This window comes from Paenisporosarcina sp. P4_D4 (assembly GCF_056401835.1).
The window spans coordinates 1-20,796 of record NZ_JBFUIO010000046.1 but is presented as its reverse complement, the minus strand read 5'-3'; the positions used below and the strand labels follow the sequence as shown (position 1 = coordinate 20,796).

The following is a 20,796-nucleotide window of genomic DNA, read 5'->3' as shown; positions in this document are numbered from 1 at the left end:
GGCAAACCGTATGAACAATTGATTACACCTACTTTTGAAGGTATCGACCTCGAACCGCTTTATACGGCTGAACATTTACATAAAACATTGAATCATTCCGCCGTCATTTCGCATGCGAAAAAAGAACCGACTTGGCTTGTTGCCCAAACGACAAATGCCGGTTCGGCTTCAGAATTTCTACATAAAGCAAAAGAACAATTAAATCTAGGTAACGACATGACTGTCTACAAAGCTACAGTTCCTTCATGGGCTTGGTCAGCTACTGAAATAGAGGACTTGGCTGAATTGTTGAATAGCCATCCATTCTATTTATCAATTAAAGACTCTGACGATCAAATCATGCAAGTCTTTGACAGAATGACTCAGCAGCAGTTAGATGAACTGAATGGTTACATTGAAGGTCCCGTCTCAGTTCAGTCACTTAGCAGAAATATTTCAACCAGTGCTATTCACTACGCTGGTGGTACTGCCGTTCATGAACTTGCCTATGCATTGTTGGCACTTTCGAAACAAGCAGAAGAGCAAGCTGAATTAACAAAGGTCGCGACACAATTTGAAATCGACACGAACTTCTTTATGGAAATAGCTAAATTACGTGCATTCCGCGTATTATGGAAAGCGTTTTCAAGTGCATATAACCAAAAGGAAGAAGCAATTAACGTTATTGCTAATACTTCATTGAGATCATACTCGAAATTAGATCCGACTGTTAATTTATTAAGAGCCGGAAATGCAGCTTTTTCAGCCGTACTAGGCGGCGCAGACATCCTATCGGTTTCACCTTATGATGCATTGACAGGCACATCTCCAACGTCAGAGCGAATTGCACGCAATGTACAACTGGTCATTCGCGAAGAGACGATGGTTAATAAAATGATTGATCCTTCAGMAGGTTCATTTTATGTCGAATCATTAACTGCAGACCTTGTCAGACAATCATGGGATTTGTTCCTGAAAACGGTGGATATGAATCCAGCGGAACAAGAAGATTATTTGATGTCACTGGCTAAAAACGTCCACTCATCAAGAATACAAGCAATCGCAAAACGCAAAGCTTCATTAATCGGGACGAATGTTTATGCCAATCCGTCAGATTCGATTGTCACAACTGACACTGCAGAAGAGTACGGACGCTTAGCAGTTCCTTTCGAACAACTTCGAAAACATTTCGGTGAGTTTCCACTTTCAACTGCCGTTGTGTCATTTGGCGTTTTGAAAGACGTTAAACCGAGAGCTGATTTTGTCCAAGGTTTCCTGCAAGCGGGAGGATTAAATCCAGTCATGAGCCCAGTATTCTCTGATGCTCAATCTGCATGGCATTGGGTAAAATCTAACCAGATGGAATATGTGGTATGTGCAGCCAAGGATGAAATAACGAACGAAATTCTGCCACAGTTCTTAAATATTGCCGATCAACAAACAATAATTGATGTTGCGGGTAGACATACTGAAGAAAACAAATGGCGTGAGCAAGGTCTGAATGGTTCTATTTTTGCAGGCCAGGATGTCATTGCCAAAATGCAGCAATTGATTGATGTTAAAAAGAATGGGGGCCATGTTAATGAAGCCTGATTTCAAAGCAGTTCAACTGGAACAGTTTGTAACGCAACAACATGACTCACAAAAAGCTGACGAATCCTATTTAACGAATGAAGGCATTCGACTGGCTTCTAGATATACAAAAGAAGATGTAGAAAAACTTGATCATATGTCGGATTTTCCAGGTATTGCACCAAACACACGAGGACCTTATCCCACGATGTATGTGTCACGTCCATGGACTGTACGACAATATGCAGGATTTTCAACTGCGGAAGAAAGCAATGCCTTTTATCGCCGAAACTTGGCAATGGGCCAGAAAGGGCTTTCAGTAGCCTTTGATTTGGCTACCCATCGAGGATACGATTCTGACCATGAACGGGTAACAGGCGACGTTGGGAAAGCTGGAGTAGCAATTGATTCGATAGAAGACATGAAAATTTTGTTCGATGGCATTCCTTTAGATCAAATGTCAGTATCAATGACCATGAACGGGGCGGTATTGCCGATCTTGGCCTTTTATATCGTGACAGCGGAAGAACAGGGAGTTACGCATGAGCAATTAACGGGAACTATTCAAAATGACATTTTGAAAGAATACATGGTACGTAACACGTACATTTATCCACCGAAAATGTCGATGAAAATCATTGCGGATATTTTTGAATACACGTCGAAGTTTATGCCTAAATTCAATTCGATTTCGATTTCTGGTTACCATATGCAAGAAGCCGGTGCAACTGCTGATATCGAACTTGCTTATACATTGGCAGATGGTTTGGAATATGTGAGAACTGGTTTGAAAGCAGGAATCGACATTGATTCATTTGCACCCCGATTGTCGTTTTTCTGGGCAATTGGCATGAATTATTTCATGGAAGTAGCGAAAATGCGTGCTGCTAGAAGAATATGGGCGCAAATGATGCAGACGTTTGATCCTAAGAATCCGAAATCTTTGGCACTCCGAACACATTCTCAAACGTCAGGATGGAGTTTAACGGAGCAAGATCCATTCAACAATGTGACACGTACATTAATTGAAGCAAATGCGTCAGCTATGGGGCATACGCAGTCCCTGCATACCAATGCATTGGATGAAGCAATTGCGTTACCGACGGATTTCTCAGCGCGAATTGCACGAAATACGCAGTTGTTCCTACAGGAAGAAACGATGATGACAAAAGTGATCGATCCGTGGGGAGGTTCTTATGCTGTTGAGAAATTGACGGACGAATTGATGCAAAAAGCATGGGCATTGATTGAAGAAATCGAAGAACTTGGCGGAATGGCGAAAGCGATTGAAACAGGATTACCGAAAATGAAAATCGAAGAAGCTGCTGCTAAGAAACAAGCACAAATTGACTCAGGTAAAGAAATCATCATCGGTGTTAACAAATTCCGACTTGCTGAGGAAGAACCGATTGATATCTTGAATATTGACAATACGGTCGTGCGTCAAAAACAAATCGACCGTCTTGAAAAAATGAAACAAACGCGAAATGAAGATGACGTGCAATTGGCATTGACTGCTCTTACAAAAGCGGCTGAAACTGGGGAAGACAATTTGCTTGCATGTGCAGTTCAAGCGGCGCGTGTTCGTGCTACTCTTGGCGAAATTTCAGATGCGATTGAACGAGTATCAGGTCGACATAAGGCGGTGATTCGTTCCGTGAGTGGCGTATACAGTTCAAACTTCTCAAATGAAGAAGAAATCCAGGCAGTAAAAGACATGACGGAAGACTTTAAAGAAAACGAGGGTCGCCGTCCACGAATTATTATCGCGAAAATGGGGCAGGACGGACATGATCGTGGTGCCAAAGTCATCGCGACGGCATTTGCCGATTTAGGTTTTGACGTGGATATTGGTCCGTTATTCCAAACACCAGAAGAAACAGCAAAACAAGCGGTCGAAAACGATGTGCACGTAATTGGAGTAAGTTCACTTGCAGCTGGACATATGACATTAGTGCCTGCACTTCAAAGTGAACTGAAGAAAATGAATCGCGAAGATATTCTCATTGTGGTTGGAGGAGTAATTCCAGCTCAAGATTATGCGTTTTTACGTGAAAACGGAGCTGCTGCAATCTTTGGTCCAGGAACTGTCATTCCGGTGGCAGCTGCGAAAGTGATAGAAGAAATCTATAGACGTCTTGGGTATGAGGAAGTGAAGGAATAATGGAAGGTCAAGAGAACCAGCAGAAAAGTGCAATGCATGTGATGGGTGGACTGAAGTCTACTCATGACGGCATGGGGCAAACGTCTCGAAAGCAATTTCGACGATCTCACAAAAAAGAGATTTCTGTCGATGATTTTTCGCGTGAAATTCGTCATGGTTCCAGGCTCCATTTAGCTAAAGCCATCACTTTGCTTGAAAGTACCGTGATGGACGATAAACGTACTGGTCAACAGTTGCTGCAGGAATTGCTGCCTCATACGGGAAATAGTATTCGTATCGGCATCACGGGTGTTCCAGGTGCGGGGAAAAGTACGTTTATCGAAGCGTTCGGGAAATATTTGTGTGACATTGGATTTAAAGTGGCTGTACTCGCCATTGATCCGAGCTCAAGCCTTACAGGTGGCAGTATTTTAGGGGATAAAACTCGGATGGAAGAACTCGTTCGACACGAAAATGCTTTCATTCGACCATCTCCTTCTGCAGGGACACTCGGTGGCGTTCACAAAAAAACGCGTGAAACGATGTTGCTTTGTGAAGCTGCAGGTTACGATGTTATCTTGATTGAAACGGTCGGTGTCGGGCAAAGTGAAACGATTGTACGCGGCATGGTCGATTTCTTTATGTTACTCGTTTTAACAGGTGCGGGGGACGAACTTCAAGGAATGAAGAAAGGCATTATGGAACTGGCCGATTTGCTGGTTGTGCATAAAGCGGATGGAGACAATTTGAAAATGTCGAAAAAGACAGTTGCCGAATATGAGCAAATTCTTCATTTCCTGCAACCTGCCAGTCTAGGCTGGACGACAAAAGCAATGCCTGTCTCTTCTATTGAAAAAATGGGAATACGCGAAGTTTGGGAAGTAATCGGTTCTTTTAAAGAAACGTTGACTAAATCAGGCGTTTTTGATGAACGCCGCCAGTCACAGACAAAAGAGTGGTTTCATACGATGATTTTGGATCGTCTAATGGATGAATTTTATGGAACCCCACAGACGAAATCGCTAGTGAAATCGCTGGAAAAAGAAATTTTACAAGGTGATTTGACCGTTTCACAGGCAGTTGAGCAATTATTTACAAACACGTCCAAAACCTAGATTTTGCGTGTCTATTAATGACCTGCTATTATTAATAGTGAAGTTTGAGAGGAGTTTTTCAAATGAACATGGATTTTAACTTATTGATGAATGATATAGTACGTCAGGCACGTGGTGAGATGGAAGCAAGTGGTTATGAGCAATTGACTTCTGCAGAAGATGTTGAACAAGCATTCGCCCGTCCAGGTACGTCTTTAGTGATGATTAACTCTGTATGTGGTTGTGCAGGCGGCATTGCTCGCCCTGCAGCAGCGAATGCAGTACATTACGACAAACGACCAAATCATTTAGTAACAGTATTTGCAGGACAAGATAAAGAAGCAACTGCTCAAGCTCGTATGTTGTTCGGGGATGATCATTTGCCATCTTCACCTTCATTTGTTCTATTAAAAGATGGACAAGCTGTTGCTGATATCGGTCGCCACGAAATCGAAGGACATGACCCAATGTCAGTCATCACACACATTCAAGCACTGTTTGAAGAACATTGTGACGAGCTATAAGGAAAGGAAGAGCACTTAGTTGGTGCTCTTTTTTCTTCTTTATTTATTGACTCTACACTTGTGGGTCTCACTCTTCACGTATATAGCTAGAAGATTATATTTGGTTACTCTAAATGCATGTTAAGAATTGTTGATTTTCACTTTTCTTGCGAAAGTTGGTGTACTCATGAATTTCCGACGATTTAAAATTGGTTATCGGACATTAAAAACGGCAGTTGGCGCGAGTATAGCCATGCTTATTGCCATGTTTTTGAATTTGGATTATTATAGTTCCGCCTTCATTTTGACCGTTTTGTGCATTCAACCCACTAAACGGAAGTCACTACGTGCAGTTTATTCACGTATCATTGCCAGCATCATCGGGGTGGGGTTCGCTTTCGTATTTTTTGAAGGAATCGCGTATCATCCACTAGTTTTCGGCCTTATTTTAATATTATTTATTCCAACGCTTGTATCCTTAAGATTTCAGGATGGCTTTGTTTCTAGCGTTGTCATCCTCCTGCATTTATTTGATGCTAAAGATATGTCATGGTCACTGTTGTGGAATGAAGTTCAATTGATGATTGTCGGATTTGGTGTGGCATTGTTAGTTAACTTATATATGCCTTCAATCGAGAAGGATTTAAAAAAATATCGTTTGGATCTCGAGTCCTTGTATTCGAAGATTTTTCATGAAATTACTTCGTATTTACGAAACGGAGAATCGGATTGGGATGGAAAAGAACTTGTTGAAGCCTCTGAAGTGATTGAAAAAGGAAAAGCTCTTGCTTATCAGGATGTCGAAAACCATTTAAACCGCAGACAAAATCTGCATTACCTATATTTCGATATGCGCGAACAACAGTTCGAAATTATTGAGAGAGTTTTACCGAAAATAACTGCGTTGCCAGTTAATATTTCTCATTGTTACATTGTCGCTGACTTTATGGAAGAATTGGCGAATCACGTACATTCCGGAAATACGGCTCATAAGTTTATATCGAAGCTAGATGAGGTTAAAGAAGACTTTGCTAAGATGCCTCTTCCGAAAGATCATGAAAACTTTCTGGCGATGGCGGCACTTTATCAATTCATCGAAGAGATGGAACAGTATTTACGTATCAAACGTAGCTTTGTTGGATTTAATATGAAAAAAAAGACAGCTTCGAAGGAGTAATAAGATTCCCTTCGAAGCTGTTTTTTTAAAAGAACAAGCTTAATCCAAACAAGATACTTGATAAAGCCATCATGATGATCATTAAATAGATGACAAACTTGCGGAAATTAGCATTACGCATGCGAGACAACTCCTTTAACTAGCTATTCTTAAGTTTAGTAGAAACTGAAAAAATTCTCAAGAGGTAGAGTTTTCAAAAAGAAATCGGTACAATAGAGGATGGAGAAAACAGAAGGGTGTGGCTATTTTGAAAAAGGTCGATCATATCGGCATCGCCGTTAAAAGTCTAGATGAAACAATCCCTTATTATACAGAAACATTAGGTTTAACAGTTTTGAAAATCGAAGAAGTAGCTTCTGAATCAGTACGTGTGGCATTCATTGATGCAGGTAACGTCAAACTTGAGTTACTGGAGCCAATGTCTGAACAAAGTGCCATTCACTCTTTCATTGAAAAAAAAGGGGAAGGCATTCATCACATTGCTTTTGGAGTAGAGGGCATCGACGAACGCATGATTGAACTTCGTGAAAAAGGCGTACGAATATTAAATGAACAGCCGAAGATTGGAGCGGGTGGTGCTCAAGTTGCCTTCTTGCATCCAAAGTCTTCTTTCGGTGTACTTTATGAATTGTGTGATAAAAGCGGGTTAAAGGGGTAATATACATGGACATTTATGAAAAAATCAATGATTTATACGATCGCAAGCGTGAAATAGAACTGGGCGGCGGAGACGATAGAATTGAAAAACAGCACGCTAAAGGAAAATTGACAGCACGTGAACGCATCGATTTATTGGTCGATCCAGGAACGTTCGTTGAATTGAATCCATTCATTGAACACCGTACGGTCGACTTTGGCATGGACACTCAAAAAGGGCCAGGGGATGGAGTCGTTACAGGATACGGGAAAGTAAATGGTCGTGCGATTTATTTATTCTCTCAGGACTTCACAGTATTTGGCGGAGCACTTGGTGAGATGCATGCGATGAAAATTGCCAATGTCATGGACTTGGCAGCCAAAAATGGCGCACCGTTCATTGGGTTAAATGATTCTKGTGGTGCACGTATTCAAGAGGGCGTTGTGTCTCTTGATGGATATGGCCATATTTTCTATCGTAATACCATTTATTCAGGCGTCATTCCGCAAATCTCGGTCATTATGGGACCATGTGCCGGTGGGGCAGTCTATTCTCCAGCAATCACGGATTTTGTCTTTATGGTCGATAAAACAAGCCAAATGTTTATTACCGGTCCAAAAGTTATTGAAACAGTTACAGGAGAAAAAATATCTTCTGAGGACTTGGGCGGTTCAAAAGTACATAATGCCATCAGTGGAAATGCTCATTTCCGTGCTGAAACAGAGCAGGAAATACTTCAGCAGGTTAGAGATTTACTAAGTTTCTTGCCACAAAATAACGATGAGAAACCACCTCGTCTGGAAGCTGACCAAATGGATGATTATCGACCTGAATTAACGGATGTTGTACCGTTTGATGCAATTCGTCCTTACGACATTCGTAAAGTTATCGAACAAGTGGTGGACCAGGATTCATTCATGGAAGTACAGAAAGAGTTTGCACGTAATATTGTAATTGGTCTGGCTCGTATTAAAGGGGAAGTCGTAGGTTTGGTGTGTAACCAGCCGAAAGTAATGGCTGGGGGTCTCGACATCAATTCTTCGGATAAAGCAGCACGTTTTATTCGATTCTGTGACTCATTCAATATTCCAATCATTACGTTTGAAGATGTAACCGGATTTTTCCCGGGAATTAAACAAGAACATGGTGGAATCATTCGTCACGGGGCAAAGATTTTATATGCGTATTCTGAAGCAACTGTTCCGAAGATGACAGTCATTTTAAGAAAAGCATATGGTGGAGCATATGTAGCACTAAACTCTAAATCCATCGGTGCTGATCTGGTGTTCTCTTGGCCAAACGCAGAAATTGCAGTAATGGGTCCACAAGGGGCAGCAAACGTAATCTTTTCCCGGGAAATCGCGCAAAGCGACAATCCTGAACAAACGCGTGCGACAAAAATCGAGGAATATCGCGAAAAATTTGCAAACCCTTATGTAGCTGCTGCACGAGGTATGGTGGATGATGTAATCGATCCACGCGAAACGCGTATTAAACTCATTCAGGCTCTAGATATGATGCGTAATAAGAAAGAAACCCGACCTACCAAAAAACATGGCAATATCCCATTATAAAGGAGTTTTAATATGACAAACCAACGTTTAATTGATGAGTTTTTGGAACTCGTACAAATAGATTCAGAAACAAAACATGAGCAAATAATTGCACCTATCTTAAAAAGCAAAATGGAAGACCTGGGTTTTGACGTAATTGAAGACGACTCGGCTGCCCGAAGTGGCCATGGTGCTGGAAATTTAATCGCCACTTTAAAAGGAACTCTCGCAGATGTGGACACAATATATTTCACGACTCATATGGATACTGTAGTTCCCGGGAAAGGGATTAAACCTGAACTTCGCGAAGACGGCTATATTTATTCCGACGGCACAACGATTTTAGGTGCAGATGATAAAGCAGGCATTGCGGCGTTATTCGACATGATTAAACGCCTAAAAGAAGAATCAGTTGAGCATGGGGACATTCAATTCATTATTACTGCTGGTGAAGAAAGTGGACTTGCAGGTGCAAAACAATTAGATGCTTCTCTAATCACTGCCAAATATGGATTTGCAGTCGATTCAGATGGGAAAGTCGGTGGAATCGTTACGGCAGCCCCTTACCAAGCAAAAATTGGAGCGAAGATTTTGGGCAAAACTGCACATGCAGGCGTTGCACCAGAAAAAGGAATTTCTGCCATTAACATTGCTGCAAAATCAATAGCGAAAATGACATTAGGTCGTATCGATGAAGAAACGACTGCCAATATCGGACGTTTTGAAGGTGGCGGTGCAACGAATATCGTATGCGATGAAGTGAATATTCTAGCTGAAGCACGTTCGATTGTGCCGGATAAATTGGACATTCAAACTGCGCATATGAAAACGGTATTTGAAGAGACCGCTGCTGCAATGGGTGGAAAAGCCGAAATCGATATTCAGTTAATGTATCCTGGCTTCCGTTTTGATGAAGATGAACATGTGACGCAAGTATCCATTCAAGCAGTCAAGAACATTGGACGCACACCAAACCTTGGAACAAGTGGTGGCGGAAGTGATGCAAACATCATTGCAGGCTTCGGCATTCCTACGGTGAATTTGTCTGTTGGATATGAAGAGATTCACACGAAAAATGAACGCATGCCTGTAGAAGAACTTGAGAAGTTGTCAGATTTACTCGTTGAAATTGTTAAGGTTTCTGCAAAACAAGCTTAATTCATGGATAAAGTCGAGATTTCAGGTTAACCTGATGTCTCGATTTTTGTTATGATTATGTTCAGTACATGAAGAGGCGATGAGGATATGATGGACATAAAACGCAATAAATCTCGTATTATTTTTCATATTGATATGAATAGTTTTTATGCGTCAGTTGAGCAATCGTATGATCCTACTTTAAAAGGGAAAGCAATTGCCATTGCCGGAAATCCAAAAGAACGAAGAGGGATTCTCGTAACTTGTTCATATGAGGCGCGTGCCCGTGGAGTCTATACAACGATGAGTGTGTGGGAAGCAAAGCGAAAATGTCCCGAATTAATATTGTTGCCGCCAAATTTCGAGCGTTATCGAATTGCATCTCGAGCGATGTTTGATTTATTAAGAACGTATACAAAACAAGTAGAACCAGTATCGATAGATGAAGGTTATATGGATGTCACAGAAATTGATAGCCCTATGTCACCCTTACAAATTGCAGCGGACATTCAGACAAGGTTAGTACAGGAGCTGGATTTGCCTTGTTCGATTGGCATTGCGCCAAATAAATTTTTAGCAAAAACGGCATCGAATTTGAAGAAACCCATGGGGATTACGGTCCTGCGAAAGCGGGATATAGATAAAGTTTTATGGCCACTACCAGTATTGGAAATGCATGGGGTAGGCGAAAGCACTGCGAAAAAATTGAACAGTATCGGTTTGAAAACGATTGGCGATATTGCCAACGCTGAAGAAGGTTTATTGAAAGAAGCACTTGGGAAGAATGGCATTCGACTGAAAAATCGAGCTAATGGACAAGATGAACGGTTTGTCGACCCAGATTCCGTTTATGATACAAAAAGTGTAGGAAACTCCACGACATTGCCGAGCGACGAAACCGATTTACATGAACTTCGAAAAGTCTTTCAAAACTTGAGTGCGAGAGTGGCAAACCGTTTGGAAGCAAAGCGACTCGCCGGTCCAACCGTGTCCATTCAAATTCGGGATGCGGATTGGAGAAATTCATCACGCAGTCAATCGTTTCGCAATCTGGTTTATGAAAAGGATAAGATTTTTGAAGTGGCATGGTCATTGTTTACGAAAAATTGGGATGGCCAAGCTATTAGACTGCTTGGCGTGACTGTCAGCAACGTTGTAGACCGTGTAGACTTCACCGAACAATTATCCATATACAATTTTGAGGAACATGCAAAAGAAGAGCCTATATTGAAACTGGTAGAATCTCTACAATCAAAATTCGGCAAAGATATGATTACAAGAGGACATACACAAGTTAGGAAACCGACGTATGAATCCAAGACAAGTTTCAGTAAAGATTTTTTAGATGATCACAAAGATAGGGAGAACACCTGATATGGAATTGCAATTTTTAGGCACAGGCGCAGGCATGCCTTCCAAACAACGAAATACAAGCGCACTCGTATTGAAACTGATGCAGGAAAGAGGCACTTTTTGGTTGTTTGATTGTGGTGAAGCGACGCAGCACCAAATGCTGCACACGACCTTAAAGCCCAGAAAGCTTGAAAAAATATTTATTACCCATTTGCATGGGGACCATATTTTCGGTCTGCCTGGCTTACTGGGTTCTCGTTCTTTTATGGACGGGAAAGAACCTTTGACCATTTATGGGCCTATCGGTATCGAAGAGTGGATTACTACGACCCTTCGTATATCGAGAACCGTTTTACAATACAAATTGAACTTTGTTGAGATAGAAGAAGGCGTAATTTTCGAAGATGAGCAATTTACTGTTGAGGCTAAATTGTTGCAACATGTTATTCCTTGTTTTGGCTATCGAGTCATTCAAAAACCTTTACCACCACAATTACTGATTGAAAAGGCCATTCAGCTGGGAGTGCCGAAAGGACCTTTATTGGCAAAACTAAAAAAAGGGCAGGATGTAGTTTTAGAAAATGGTCAAACTGTGTTAAGTCAGGATGTAACAGCTGGACCGGTAAATGGATTCTCTATAAGTATTCTCGGAGATACGCGTTATTGCCAGGCATCAATTGAATTAAGCAGGGACGTTGATATCGTCATTCATGAAGCGACATTTGATGCAGGTACAGAGGAACTTGCGAAACCTTATGGCCATTCAACAATTACACAGGCAGCACAAGTTGCGAAAGAAAGTGGAGCCAAACATCTCATCGTTCAACATATCAGCGCCAGATTTTTACCCAGCCAAGCAGAAGAACTGCGAAAACAAGGATTATTCGTATTTCATTCCATTACTGTGGCGGAAGATTTTGCGGAATATGAATGGAAGCAAGATGAATTGAAAAGAATCAAAAATAAATAAGCGTATCTGAATGAAGGAATTCAGGTACGCTTATTTTTCTTTTGCAAGACCATTTACTTTTTCTTTCTTCGATACAAATCCATGGACTTGTAGCCTTCCCCTAGAATGGTTTCCATTTCAAGTAAGCGTTTTTCCTGGGTTTCAATTTTCTTCGCGCTATACACATATCGTGCCCAATCTTTTTGATAGCCGAAAGTCAATTTATTATAAGCTTCCAGAGAATCTTCATTGCGACTTAAATATTCTTTGATATGTTCGACATACTCAATATAATCATCGACACATTGAAAGTGATCCAAGAAAAAATAGTTTGAGATACTAGAGAAAAGGATTGAGTAATGACCTTAATATACACTTCTTATTCATAGAGATGGTTGAGTAGTTAGAAAAACATACTTACGAGATATAGTTGAAGTTATGGTGATGATCAGAAGAGAAGAATGGTTTGTACTTTGTACTTTAAGGTATCGGTTTCCAGCAAAGGGTGAGTGATAATCAATTCTATGGAGTAATTTACTGGTAAATAACTCCTATTCAAAAACAATAAATGAGTATATAGAATGATTTTACTTAACAAAGATTGTCAAAAAAATGTGCTTATAATACATAACTCATATACAAAAAATAACAAGTGAGTATATGGAATGATTTTCCTTAACAAACATTGCCAAAAAAATGCGTCTATACTACACTAGGTTTAATAKAAATAAAGTGAATATTCAATAGATTCATATACGAAAATCATAAGAAAATGAATGTGATTATTCAACATAGGAGGTGGATGCGAGAGTGAGGACGGAGAGGGAAAGCGGAAAAACATAAATGATTATGTTTAAATATGCAAGGGGGTATTTGGTGTTCTTCATGCTAGATAAATGGTTACAAGCGTATGTAGGGTTATTTATCCTAATTCGAAAGTATTATTTTATGAAAACGCATTCATTTTCGACACATTCCGATACCTGATGATCTATTTTTTCGCAATGGTTATATTAACAGGAAAATTTTCTCATCTAAGAGATTTCAATTTTAGGAGGTGATTTGATCTTTTAGGTAATTGGATGAATTGCATCACTATTTCAACTGAATGAACTAAGGAGGAGAAGTTTTGAAAAGAAAAATGAGTGCTCGCTTCAAATGGTTGTATGTAATTTTAAGTGCATTTTTAGTCCTATCATTAATGTTGCCTAGTATGGGTATGGCAGAAACAAATAATAAGCCATACACGTCTGTTAAAGAAGCTGCTTTAACATCCAATAAAAGTAAGATTAATAGTAAGCTAACTAAACAATTTGATAAACAGAAAGAAGTAACCTTCTTAATTAAATTTAAGCAACAAKCAAATACACTTGAAATAGCTACAGAAGCAGGGAAAAATGCAATTAGTCAAAAGGCTTCTCCTGCAAAGGCAAAGTATATGAAAAGATCTGCTGTTGTTTCTTCTTTAAGGTCAACAGCAATCGAAACACAAGTAAATGTTAAAGATTATTTGAAGAAACAAGAAAAAGCTGGTAAAGCAAAAAATACTAAATCCTTTTATATTGTTAATGGAATGGCCGTAACAGCTACGAAAGAGGTCATGGAACAAATCGCAGCTTTTCCTGAAGTTGAAAAGATTCTACCAAATGAAACGAGGCAGCTTCATAAAGCGGTAAAATCACAAGAAACTTCCCAGGCGAAGGCTAGTGTAAATAACCAAAAGGATTCTATAGAATGGAATCTTAAAAATATCGGTGTCCCTTCTGTATGGAAGTCGGGGATTGATGGCTCCGGGACAGTCGTAGCTTCCATTGATACAGGAGTACAGTGGGATCATCCCGCTTTAAAAGAAAAATACCGAGGATATGATCCAGCTAATCCGAATAATGTAGACCAAGAGTTCAATTGGTATGATCCAGTATCAAATGAATCGACGCCTTATGATGATGTTGGCCATGGAACCCATGTAACAGGAACAATGGTTGGTGCTGAACCTAACGGTGAAAATCAAATTGGTGTTGCACCGGGAGCAAAATGGATTGCTGTTAAGGCATTCTCTAAAGAAGGTGGGGAGGATGTAGATTTATTAGCAGCCGGTGAATGGATTTTAGCTCCAAAAGATAAAAATGGAAATCCTCACCCTGAAAAAGCACCTGACGTTGTCAATAATTCATGGGGCGGAGGTCCTGGGCTTGATGAATGGTACCGTCCAATGGTTGAAGCTTGGYGTGCGGCAGAAATTTTCCCTGAGTTTGCTGTAGGAAATATAAATTTCTGGAATCCTGGTGGACCCGGATCAGCTGCCAGTCCATCCAATTATCCAGAATCATTTGCAACAGGTGCGGTTGATATTAATAATAATTTAGCTCCATTTTCACTTCAAGGGCCTTCCCCATATGATGAGGTGAAACCAGATGTTTCAGCACCCGGAGTTGCTATCCGATCAGCCGTTTCAGGCAGTGGTTATGCATCTAATAATGGGACGTCAATGGCAGCACCGCATGTTGCTGGGCTTGTGGCCCTTCTTCGTCAAGTGGATTCAAGCTTAACAGTAGATGAATTAGAGGAAATATTATTATCAACCTCTACACCTTTAACGGACTCAACATTCCCGGATACCCCTAATAATGGGTACGGATACGGACTAGTTAATGCGTATGAAGCTGTGGCTTCCATTACTACCGGACTTGGCAAAATAAAAGGACAAGTTAGTGTAGAAGGCGAGGACGCAGAGCAACCAAAGTATGAGCATAGTGCTCCACAAAAAACATTCTCGGGCATGGATTTAGATTTAGATATTAAGGCAACAGATAATATCAGCGTAACGAATGTTGAACTACACTACTTAAAAGCAGATGGGAATTGGGATACGCTTCAAGCTAAAAGAATCTCAGGAGACCATAAAAATGGTTCATATATGGTAACAATTTCAGGAAAAGACATTAAAGAACCTATTCTCACTTACAAATGGAAAATAACCGATTATGTTGGAAATCAAGTTATAACCGATTCGTATAACATCTCTGTAAAACCAGGAATTGGCATCGGTTATTTAGAAGACTTTGAAACAAAGCCTGATGGTTGGCGTTCCTTCGGGGTAAATAATGTTTGGGAATGGGGAGTACCAACTTCGGGACCCCAAAAAGCCGTATCAGGTGAGAAAGTTTATGCGACAAAATTGGATGGACTTTATCCAGATATGGCAAATATGACGTTACTGATGCCGCCAATCGACCTTCCAGATGGGCAGGCATACTTACAATTTAAACAATGGTATGATTTTGAATCAAATTATGATTTTGGCCATGTATTAGTTTCAACAGATATGGAAAACTGGACGCAAAAATTCCGCGTCACTGGTCAAGAGTCCAGTAGTTATATTGATGGAGAAGTTGATTTAAGTGAGTATGCTGGTCAAAGAATTTTTGTTGCTTTTAATGCAACTTCAGACATTCTTTTTAATGATCGAGGATGGTATATAGACGACGTTCGTCTATCTAATCAACCTATTCAAGCAACTAACAAGGCCTCATTAGGGGTTGTTAAAGACCATAATCAACAAGATTCCCTAACAATGGCTACAAAGGTAAAAGTGGATCCAAGCAAAATAACTCCGGTTAAGCAGGAGATTTCTAAAGATAACTTAGAACAGGGAGCTTCTCCGTCAATCTTACCGCTTGATGCAGAGGTAAGTGTACTGGAAACAGGTAGATCAACCTTTACAAACCCGCAAAATGGCAGTTATCAATTAACTAATGCAACAGGAACATTCACAGTTCAGGCAGAGGCATACGGGCATCGTTCGGCATCGCAGTCTGTTACAGTTTCAGCTAACGAAGATGTAACAGCGAACTTGGTTTTGGAGGAAATTCCAAAAGGAACGATTTCAGGATTAGTCACAAATGAAGTGACGGGAGAACCAGTTCCAAATGCTACTCTGTTTTTAATGGAAGATGCTCAGATTCAACCTGTCCAAACAAATGAAAAAGGGGAATATAGCATTACTGCTTACGAAGGAAGTTATACTTTAAAAGTGGCATCCCCATCCTACTATGGTAAAGAATTAACCGTTAAAGTAAACGCGGGATCCTTCAAACAAGACATGCAGTTAAAACCTTTTATCGGGTATCCTGGAGAAATTGGCTACGATGATGGTACGCTTGAAAACGCACAAGGGTTCTATACCGGCGGGAATGGTTGGGCTGTCAAGATGTCTTTAGCTGAAGGCGAAACAAGTGCAATGGTAACAGGAGGATTATTCAAATTTTGGGGAGAAGATTGGCCGCAGCCTGGTGGAACGGATTTCAAGGTGGCTGTTTATGATACCAGTGGGAAAGATGGTGGAYCTGGTAAAAAAATAGCAGGACCATTTAATGGAACCGCCAAAAGAAATGGTGAGTGGACACATGTAGATTTAAGTTCAAAAGGTATTATGGTCAGTGACGATTTCTACATGGTTTATATTCAAAGTGGGGATAGTCCGAATATTCCTGGACTTGCAACAGATGAGAATGGTGAGTTTTCTGGTCGCAGCTGGTCTTATTTTGGAGGTGAATTTACTCCAACACCTAAGGATGAAGGAAACTACATGATTCGGGCGACGGTTAATTACGAAGTTAAAGCACCAGTCATTACATCACCTGCTGATGAATTCTTTACAAATCAAGGTTCAGTCATCGTTGAAGGGAAATCAGCCCCGACTACTACAGTTAAGATTTATAATAACGGAGTGGAATCTACATCTGTGCAAACAACTGAAAATGGCAGCTTCTCAGCAGAACTCCAATTAAATGAAGGAGAGAACACTATTACTGCTAAAGCGTCATCTGAAAGCGGTACTACGGATGCGTCGGCTCCTGTTAAAGTAGTCTATGACAAAACGAAACCAGAGCTTTCTATTGACAAGCCAGTTAACAATGTAAAAACCAATAAAGAGGCTGTGACGGTAGAAGGTATAGTATCAGATCAACACCTTGACTGGGTGAAAGTAAATGGTCAACAAGCAGAAGTTACAAACGGCAAATACTCTCATCGAGTCCTTTTATCAGAAGGAGTAAATACAATTCATGTCATTGCCCAGGATAAAGCAGGTAATAAAACGAAAAAATCGGTATTGGTGGATGCCAAACTTACTGCTCCTTCTATAAAAAATTTACAACCAGCAACAGACAAGTACTTGAAATCAGGTGAAACAGTTAAGGTGGAATTTGACAGTGAGGCTGGCTTAAAACCTGTATTCGCGCTTAGAATGTTAACGAACACAAAAAATACAACAAATAAATTGTCAAGTACTGCATCTGAATTTCCAATGATGGAAACATCCCCTGGTCATTATGTGGGCTATTACAAGGCAACCTCCAATGTGAAGGTAGCCGGAGCAGAAGTAGAAGTAACGGTTTCAGATGGTTATGGAAATGAAACAAGAAAAATAGCGACTGGTAAACTATTTATCAATAAGAAAAAGTAAGAAAGTGAAAAGAGCGGAAGCAGTTTAAAAACTGTTTCTGCTTTTGTTGTAGAAATGAAAACCCTAGGTTAGGCCAAGGGTTCTAAACTTGGAAAAATGTGAAAATATTAGTTATTAATTGTATACCTTATTCAACTAGCGGGTGCTTTACCTCAATAAGGGGTAAAGCCTTTTTTCTTATTGAACTAAAGGGGCAGATTAATTGGTGGCTTTATCATCAAATTTCTTTAAAGTGAAGATAAATACGAACTGGTAGCGAGTATCCATTATGGTCGTATCATAGTGTGAATCTTCAAAATAATGGACTGTTTCAGGCTTATTTAAGATTAATTTGGTGGCGTATTTATGTATGCCTAATTCAATTCAAATACGTTGAAAGTCATACTTTTGCAGGATTTTTAAATGGATATTTTGATGAGGATACGAGTGGATTTGTGGACGAATGACTCAGTCTTGATTGACAAAAGGGGAATCATGCGTTGGAAAATGAGAGTAAATCGAACAAGGAACCACATCGTACACCCATGATTGATTTTGCAGACGCTGTTAACCGATCCATGGATGAGATCATATTAGCACCTCATTCAAATGAATGGGATACGGAATTTCTTAAGACAAAACATGAAATACAAAATCACACCAAGCTTGAAAGTAGCAGGATTGAACACATCGGCAGTACATCCATTAAAGGGCTAATGGCAAAACCAATAGTGGATATTGTCGTTGGTCTTGATGAAATAAAACAAATCGATAAATCATTTTCAGAAGGTCTTAAAAAAGCAGGCTTTTAAGATTAGGTGTGGAACGACCATCAGAAGTGGTTTTTGCGAAATTTACAGATGACACATATGATATGAAAACGCATTTTATCCATTTGGTTGAATATAAAAAAGAACTATGGAATAACTTAATTTTCTTCAGAGATTATTTAAACTCGCACGAAGCAACTAGAAAAGAATATGAGCAACTCAAATTGGAATATGTAAAAGAGAGCAATAGTGGCATTCTGGAATACACGAATCATAAGGAAGAATTCGTCAAACGCATTTGTGCCATGAGATTGAATGGTTGAGATGGGAGTGAAAGTGAATGACAAGAATGAAACGCATCGCCTTTCTACTTGTATTGTCTCTACTAGTCATTTCTTTCATATCCAATCCAAGTAATCAAGAATACCAAGAATTCAGTGAAGAAACGACCGGTATTAAGATTCCAAAAGATATAGAATTAGAAAGAATAAACTTTTATCTATTTTCCACTTATTCGGTGCAAGCATTGCCTTATGAACATGGAATAGTTCACTTAGGATTCATGGGGAAATTCTTTCAAATTTCGAATGGGCAGTATGATTATCCAAGTTGGTTGGAATTTTTCAATTGATGGGGAAGAAATAGCTTTCAATATGTTGTCAGGAAGAGGAAAATGGAGATAAATGTATAGCTCACTATCATGGTTGCTTAGGCAGCCTATTTCTTTTTATAGAGCTTTGGAGGTTAAGAATGATCAAAATTCGATATTTAGCAATCGTAATATATGCGGTAGTATTGGCTTCTTCCTTTACCATGTATCAGTCTCAACAAGCCAATCTGACACAAGAAGATAGAGGACGTCTGTTACCTGTCAAAATGAAATCCGTGAAATCAACCGATAGTGAAGATGAAATCCAAAGTATTGTTCGTAAGGCGGATCTGAAGGACGAGAAGATTTCGATAGCAGGTATGCAACACAGTCAAGGTGGTCAAACCCTTTATCCAGGGGGGATAATGCTCGACATGAAGCAATATAATAAAATTCTCAACCTGGATGAAAAAAATAAGCTCATTACAGTACAAAGTGGCGTGACATGGGCTGATATTCAATCTTACATAAATCCGTACGGTCTAGCTTTAAAAGTCAGTCAATCGCAAAACATTTTCACTGTTGGGGGGTCAATGAGCGTGAATGTTCATGGCCGTGATATCCGCCATCATACGCTGATTGAAACGATAGAATCATTTCGGTTACTTAATGCTGAAGGACAAATAATCAATGTGAGCCGGAATGAAAATGCAGAGTTGTTTAAACTAGTAATCGGTGGCTACGGGCTTTTCGGAGTTATCTTAGATGTGACCTTGGAATTGACAGAAGACGAACTTTATCAAGTACATACAGAATCAATTTCTTACGATGAATACACATCGTATTTCACAAAAAATGTTTTGCAAAATGATGATGTAAAAATGCATCTTGCCAGAATCTCAGTAGCACCAGATAGCTTTTTAACGGATATGTATGTAACTGATTTTTCTACTGCTTCTGATCAATCAAATTTAGAAGATTACACTTCGTTGAAACGGGAAAGTATCATTGCCATCCCTAAATTTTTCCTTGGTCTTTCGCGTCTGAGTGGTTGGGGTAAAAATACGTTCTGGAATATCCAAGAAGGATATAATGACCGGTTGGAGCATTCATATATGTCCAGAAATAATGTTATGCGGTCTGAGACAACTTTTATGGATTATGATAATGCTACAAACACAGAAGTGCTACAGGAATATTTTGTTCCGATTGATCAGTATTCTTCGTATATCGATGATTTGAGAAAATTGCTGAAAGATGAAAAAGAGATAAACTTATTGAACATCACAGTGCGCTACGTGGGGCAAAATGAAGAATCTGTAATGTCTTACACAAAAGATGACATGTTTGCACTCGTGATTCTTATTAATCAAGGCAAGAGTGAAGAGAGTATAGAATCCACAGGTCAAATCATCAGAAAAATGATTGATGTAACGCTGGACCATGATGGGAGCTATTATTTGCCTTATTATCACTATCCGACCAGGAAACAGCTGGAAAAAGCATATCCGAGAACAAATGAATTCTTCGAGATGAAAGAAAAATACGATCCAGAAGAGCGCTTCATGAATCTTTTCTATGAGGAGTATCACAAATGAATGCAAGAAAATTTATACTTTATCAAGGTACAGTTGGAATGGCAGCAAGCATGATTTTTCCGTTTTATATATTGCTGCTAAAAAATGTGGGGAACAGCTACGTCCAGTTCGGATGGGCTTATGGGCTTTTCGCATTAACTGCTGCGCTAAGTTATCCTGTAATAGGGAAATTCGCTGACAAAGCAGGAGACAAAATTCTTTTAATGATTTATTCATGGGGGATGGCATTGATTTTGCTGGTGTTCCCATTGGCTTTTGAAATCTGGCATATCTACGTACTTCAAATAATCATGGGT

The 20,796-nt window shown here is 39.8% G+C and carries 16 protein-coding genes and 1 pseudogene; 15 read left to right on the top strand and 2 right to left on the bottom strand.

What is annotated here, in order from left to right:
- The 5 genes from AC1DSL_RS11260 to AC1DSL_RS11240 all read left to right on the top strand — a co-directional run.
- On the top strand, positions 1-1,572 hold a 1,572-nt coding region (locus tag AC1DSL_RS11260; RefSeq protein WP_477532240.1), incomplete at its 5' end, for a methylmalonyl-CoA mutase family protein.
- Positions 1,562-3,715 (top strand): methylmalonyl-CoA mutase, encoded by a 2,154-nt coding sequence (gene scpA / locus AC1DSL_RS11255; protein ID WP_477532239.1) that lies wholly within the window; start codon positions 1,562-1,564, stop codon positions 3,713-3,715. The genes AC1DSL_RS11260 and scpA, both read left to right, overlap by 11 nt.
- A complete protein-coding gene (meaB, locus tag AC1DSL_RS11250) occupies positions 3,715-4,809 on the top strand; it encodes a methylmalonyl Co-A mutase-associated GTPase MeaB (RefSeq protein WP_477532238.1) in 1,095 nt (364 codons plus the stop codon). Before scpA ends, meaB begins: the two co-directional genes overlap by 1 nt.
- Before the next feature lie 62 nt (positions 4,810-4,871).
- Positions 4,872-5,312 (top strand): BrxA/BrxB family bacilliredoxin, encoded by a 441-nt coding sequence (locus AC1DSL_RS11245; protein WP_016426995.1) that lies wholly within the window; start codon positions 4,872-4,874, stop codon positions 5,310-5,312.
- Positions 5,313-5,478: 166 nt separating this feature from the next.
- Positions 5,479-6,468: an aromatic acid exporter family protein gene (locus AC1DSL_RS11240; RefSeq protein WP_036659647.1), complete on the top strand. Its 990-nt coding sequence runs from the start codon at positions 5,479-5,481 to the stop codon at positions 6,466-6,468.
- 25 nt (positions 6,469-6,493) lie between these two features.
- Here AC1DSL_RS11240 and prli42 read toward each other — a convergent pair whose 3' ends face one another.
- A complete protein-coding gene (prli42, locus tag AC1DSL_RS11235; RefSeq protein WP_016426997.1) occupies positions 6,494-6,589 on the bottom strand; it encodes a stressosome-associated protein Prli42 in 96 nt (31 codons plus the stop codon).
- 126 nt (positions 6,590-6,715) lie between these two features.
- Here prli42 and mce point away from each other — a divergent pair, with 126 nt between their 5' ends.
- The 5 genes from mce to rnz all read left to right on the top strand — a co-directional run bounded on the left by mce (position 6,716) and on the right by rnz (position 12,118).
- The gene (mce, locus tag AC1DSL_RS11230) at positions 6,716-7,126 is read left to right on the top strand and encodes a methylmalonyl-CoA epimerase (RefSeq protein WP_342543746.1); all 411 of its coding nucleotides are present in this window, start codon (positions 6,716-6,718) and stop codon (positions 7,124-7,126) included.
- A 5-nt stretch (positions 7,127-7,131) separates the two neighbouring features.
- The gene (locus AC1DSL_RS11225; RefSeq protein ID WP_477532237.1) at positions 7,132-8,679 is read left to right on the top strand and encodes an acyl-CoA carboxylase subunit beta; all 1,548 of its coding nucleotides are present in this window, start codon (positions 7,132-7,134) and stop codon (positions 8,677-8,679) included.
- A 12-nt stretch (positions 8,680-8,691) separates the two neighbouring features.
- Positions 8,692-9,816 (top strand): M20/M25/M40 family metallo-hydrolase, encoded by a 1,125-nt coding sequence (locus AC1DSL_RS11220; protein ID WP_477532236.1) that lies wholly within the window; start codon positions 8,692-8,694, stop codon positions 9,814-9,816.
- 87 nt (positions 9,817-9,903) lie between these two features.
- On the top strand, positions 9,904-11,169 hold the full coding sequence (locus tag AC1DSL_RS11215) for a DNA polymerase IV (RefSeq protein ID WP_477532235.1): 1,266 nt from the start codon (positions 9,904-9,906) through the stop codon (positions 11,167-11,169).
- 1 nt (position 11,170) lies between these two features.
- Entirely contained in the window at positions 11,171-12,118 is a 948-nt protein-coding gene (rnz, locus tag AC1DSL_RS11210; protein ID WP_477532234.1) for a ribonuclease Z, read from the top strand.
- A 53-nt stretch (positions 12,119-12,171) separates the two neighbouring features.
- On the opposite strand, the gene AC1DSL_RS11205 is transcribed toward rnz, so the two are convergent.
- Positions 12,172-12,417: a YdeI/OmpD-associated family protein gene (locus AC1DSL_RS11205; RefSeq protein WP_477532233.1), complete on the bottom strand. Its 246-nt coding sequence runs from the start codon at positions 12,415-12,417 to the stop codon at positions 12,172-12,174.
- An 821-nt stretch (positions 12,418-13,238) separates the two neighbouring features.
- Here AC1DSL_RS11205 and AC1DSL_RS11200 point away from each other — a divergent pair.
- From AC1DSL_RS11200 to AC1DSL_RS11180, 5 genes and pseudogenes are all read left to right on the top strand, one after another.
- Entirely contained in the window at positions 13,239-17,564 is a 4,326-nt protein-coding gene (locus AC1DSL_RS11200) for a S8 family serine peptidase (protein ID WP_477532241.1), read from the top strand.
- A gap of 557 nt (positions 17,565-18,121) precedes the next feature.
- Positions 18,122-18,636, top strand: a pseudogene (locus tag AC1DSL_RS11195) (GrpB family protein).
- Positions 18,637-18,653: 17 nt separating this feature from the next.
- Complete coding sequence (locus AC1DSL_RS11190; protein ID WP_477532232.1) at positions 18,654-18,944, top strand: hypothetical protein; 291 nt, start codon at positions 18,654-18,656, stop codon at positions 18,942-18,944.
- 119 nt (positions 18,945-19,063) lie between these two features.
- Entirely contained in the window at positions 19,064-20,500 is a 1,437-nt protein-coding gene (locus AC1DSL_RS11185) for an FAD-binding protein (protein ID WP_477532231.1), read from the top strand.
- A partial coding sequence (locus tag AC1DSL_RS11180; protein WP_477532230.1) for an MFS transporter occupies positions 20,497-20,796 on the top strand: 300 nt, incomplete at its 3' end. The genes AC1DSL_RS11185 and AC1DSL_RS11180, both read left to right, overlap by 4 nt.

Excerpts from the sequence above, each read along its gene's own strand:
- AC1DSL_RS11215 (WP_477532235.1), top strand. The coding sequence starts at position 9,904 with ATGATGGACATAAAACGCAATAAATCTCGTATTATTTTTCATATTGAT.
- prli42 (WP_016426997.1), bottom strand. The coding sequence starts at position 6,589 with ATGCGTAATGCTAATTTCCGCAAGTTTGTCATCTATTTAATGATCATC.
- AC1DSL_RS11240 (WP_036659647.1), top strand. The coding sequence starts at position 5,479 with ATGAATTTCCGACGATTTAAAATTGGTTATCGGACATTAAAAACGGCA.
- AC1DSL_RS11185 (WP_477532231.1), top strand. The coding sequence starts at position 19,064 with ATGATCAAAATTCGATATTTAGCAATCGTAATATATGCGGTAGTATTG.
- meaB (WP_477532238.1), top strand. The coding sequence starts at position 3,715 with ATGGAAGGTCAAGAGAACCAGCAGAAAAGTGCAATGCATGTGATGGGT.
- rnz (WP_477532234.1), top strand. The coding sequence starts at position 11,171 with ATGGAATTGCAATTTTTAGGCACAGGCGCAGGCATGCCTTCCAAACAA.
- scpA (WP_477532239.1), top strand. The coding sequence starts at position 1,562 with ATGAAGCCTGATTTCAAAGCAGTTCAACTGGAACAGTTTGTAACGCAA.
- AC1DSL_RS11245 (WP_016426995.1), top strand. The coding sequence starts at position 4,872 with ATGAACATGGATTTTAACTTATTGATGAATGATATAGTACGTCAGGCA.
- AC1DSL_RS11190 (WP_477532232.1), top strand. The coding sequence starts at position 18,654 with ATGACAAGAATGAAACGCATCGCCTTTCTACTTGTATTGTCTCTACTA.
- AC1DSL_RS11220 (WP_477532236.1), top strand. The coding sequence starts at position 8,692 with ATGACAAACCAACGTTTAATTGATGAGTTTTTGGAACTCGTACAAATA.